The sequence below is a fragment of the Halorubrum tibetense genome (genome assembly GCF_042661865.1).
GTDB lineage: Archaea > Halobacteriota > Halobacteria > Halobacteriales > Haloferacaceae > Halorubrum > Halorubrum tibetense.
The window spans coordinates 1-3053 of the sequence record NZ_JBHSWW010000287.1 but is presented as its reverse complement, the minus strand read 5'-3'; the positions used below and the strand labels follow the sequence as shown (position 1 = coordinate 3053).

Annotated in this window: 3 protein-coding genes and 1 pseudogene; all 4 read left to right on the top strand. The window is 65.6% G+C overall.

Annotation, left to right across the window (positions count from 1 at the left end; genetic code table 11):
* A pseudogene (locus ACFQEU_RS13815) lies at positions 1 to 85 on the top strand (nucleotide-binding protein); the annotation flags it as partial.
* The gene (locus ACFQEU_RS13810) at positions 82 to 741 is read left to right on the top strand and encodes a DUF8054 family protein (protein ID WP_379783092.1); all 660 of its coding nucleotides are present in this window, start codon (positions 82 to 84) and stop codon (positions 739 to 741) included. The pseudogene ACFQEU_RS13815 and the gene ACFQEU_RS13810, both read left to right, overlap by 4 nt.
* Before the next feature lie 66 nt (positions 742 to 807).
* Entirely contained in the window at positions 808 to 1548 is a 741-nt protein-coding gene (locus ACFQEU_RS13805) for a DUF8116 family protein (protein WP_465261154.1), read from the top strand.
* Between the two features lie 672 nt (positions 1549 to 2220).
* On the top strand, positions 2221 to 2763 hold the full coding sequence (locus ACFQEU_RS13800) for a DUF7344 domain-containing protein (RefSeq protein WP_379783090.1): 543 nt from the start codon (positions 2221 to 2223) through the stop codon (positions 2761 to 2763).
* Positions 2764 to 3053: the final 290 nt, after the last annotated feature.

The window sequence follows — 3053 nt, the reverse complement described above, 5'->3', positions numbered from 1 at the left end:
CGCCGCACGCCTCGCTGTCCGTGACGGTGACGGCGACGCGGTCGCAGCCCGGTTCAAGAGCGCGGTCGTCCCCGACACGCCATGACGCGTCGCACGGACGCGCCGGACGTGACGGACAGGTCGCGGACCACCACGACGTCCGAACAGACCGGGTCCGACGGTGACCCGCCGGAGCTCCGGATCCCACGCGGTGATCTGCTGCGGTCCCGGGTCGTCTCCGACGTCGCGACGCCGTTGGTGACCGCGCTCGACCGCGAGCTGACGGGGTACGCGACGCTCGTTCCACAGGACACGCTGTTGCTCGCGGGAGAGGCCCGAGGCGTGGTAACCTTCGACGACGGCGTTCCCGTGTTAGTATACAATACGGTGAGCGACCGGGGCGGTCCGGACGCCCTCGCGGAGCTCGCGGTGCCCGGTCCCTACCGGGTCGAGCTGTACGCCGTCCCCGACGGAGCGTTGGCCACCGCGCACCGCGAGGAGTCGCTTCGGGTGTCGCCGGGATCGGTCGCGACGGCGCTCGCGGACGACCACGCACTCGCCGACCGAACCCGCGAGGCTGCACCGGCGGACCGGCTCGACGGCGACGACGACGATCCCGACGCGATCGAAGCGTTCCTCGCGGACGACGACCGGATAGAGGCGATCCGTGAACAGGCTCGTGCCGAGGCGGCGGCGCGCGCGGACGAGTGGGGGCTCGACGGTGTACTGGAAAGCGACGGACCGCCGGGTACCGGGGAGTGACGGCGAATATCAGCCGGTCGGCAGTTCGATCGGGCTGAGGTCCGCCGGAGCGGTTTTGCCCCTCCCGTGTGTAGTCGTGGTATCACCGTCCTCCGCCTTCTCCGACTGACCGAGCCGAGCGAGTTCGCGGACTGGTACGCCGCGAGCCGAGCGTACACCCGACACGTCGCCGACGGGATGGGGTTCGAAGGCGTCGACGCGATCGACGGCGACGCGGTCGCGACGGAGCTCGCGCGTGACCCGACCGGGCTCACCCCCGACGGCGCCCGATCGGTCGCCGCGACCCTCCTCGCGGACGGTGCGTTCTCGGAGCCGTACTGCGAGTGGATGCCGCTGTGGTACGAGGCCGCCCTGATCGCTCCCGTTCGCTACGCCGACTGGCGGCTTCGCCGAGTGGTCGACACGGTCGCGGAAGCCGCCGGCATCACCGTTACCGCGCCACGGTTCTCCCGACCGGCCGACGTCCGGATCGACGGTAACCCGGCGCTCGAGGGCGTTTCCGGGTTTCGCGAACGGTTCCTGCTCGCCGACGCGCTGTTACACCTGGAGTGGTTCGCCCACGCGGCCGCCGCCGACGGGATACTCGTTCCGGGCGACCTCCTCGAGCGGACGCGAACGGAGTCGCTGGCGTACTACGGCGGAGATCGTGACCGACTGTCGCCCGACGTACGACGGTTTCAGGCGCTGCTGTTCGCCGACGACCGGTGGGTCGGCCGCGTCGACGAGGCGTACGGGCTCGACAGTCGACTGTTCGGCTACTGGGAACGTCTCCTCGCCGAGGAACGGCGGCGGCTGGAGTCGGTCTGAGTGGTGTTACAGCAGTTGTAACATAGTACAGCAGCCGCACACATATCAGGAGATAAGTATAGGTCCGAAACAGTCGAGCAATACGTACGGACCGACTAGCGGTTCGTCACACCCCGACGTTTCGGCCCTCTTCTCGTCTCAAACGACGCTATTGAGTGTCGTTGCTGGCGAACGACACGGAAAGGCCACGGTGAAACGCGACAGGTTTGCCGTTGGAGGGCGGCAGCCGCGTCGATCGTCGCTCTAAACGTGGTGAACGTCCCGTACATACGACGAATGTGGCCCCACATACGGCGAATACCATGACGCCATCCACAGCGATACTCCGGCGTGCATCAGGCTCGGACCAGCGCCGACGATCGCGAACTCGACGGATGTGACGACTGAAGCCACGATAACCGGCGGTAGAACGGCGAATAATCCGTACGATGCGACTTCGTGTGTAGTTACCATGTGAAGTACCGGCATAACTATCGATTACTCGATTTCCTTACAGAAGTAAAAACAGTTTTACCGATTGAAACAACTGGTATGGGCATGCGAATCGGAGAATTGAAATGACTTGGTTGGAACCCTCTTGGAGTTGGCGGCGATGAACAGCCAGAATCCGACGGATCGGGTGGTCCTGATGACGGAAGCCCGAAACGAACGGATCAGGCGGCCGATTCGGAGTTGGAAGCAGGTCTCGATCCGAACGACCTCCTCGAGATACTCAGCAACCGGCGGCGGCGATTCCTCTGGCGGCTCCTCCGTCGCGAGTCCGGCGAGCTGGAGCTCAATGAAGCGTCCAGACGGATCGCCGCTTGGGAGAACGGTGTCGATCCCGAAGACGTCGATTACGACCAGCGCAAGAGCGTCTACAACTCCCTCCGCCAGTTCCACTGTCGAAAGATGGACGAGGCCGGACTCATCGAGTTCGACAAACGCGAGTCGGTCGTCAGTCTCGGCCCCGAACGTCCGGAGGAGCTGAAGATCACCGTCGAGCCCGACGCCGAAAACGCCCTCGAACGGATCCTCGGCGCGCTCGGAGTCGCCTCAGCCATCGTGCTCGGCGCGTGGGGGCTCGGACTCCCCGTGTTCGGATCGCTCCCGCTGACCGCCGTCCTCCTCTCTCTTGGCATGGGCGCGGCCGCGGCCGTGTTCGTCTACTCGCTGGTGATGCGGACAGAGTTCCAGCTGTCGCTCGCCGACGCGCTTAGCCGCGTCGACTCCTAAGCGACGGCGACGACCTCGACGAGACGGATACGACCGGGAACCCGCTGTTTTCGGCGATCGGGGTTTCCTGTGTGGAAACATCGAAGTCACCGGCCGCTCGCTTGTGCGCCGCTGCTGTGTGCGAAGCCTGAAATAATGGAAGCCGCGTGAGCGGAGGTTTGCGCGTCGAAACGGCAGAGTGAGAGCCCGCGCGGGGTAGCGCGCAGCGCTCCAGCCTACCGGGGTCGATCTTAGACGGCGGCGGCGACAGCGCCGTCGGTGTCGATCGATGTCGCGTCCTGCTGTTCTTC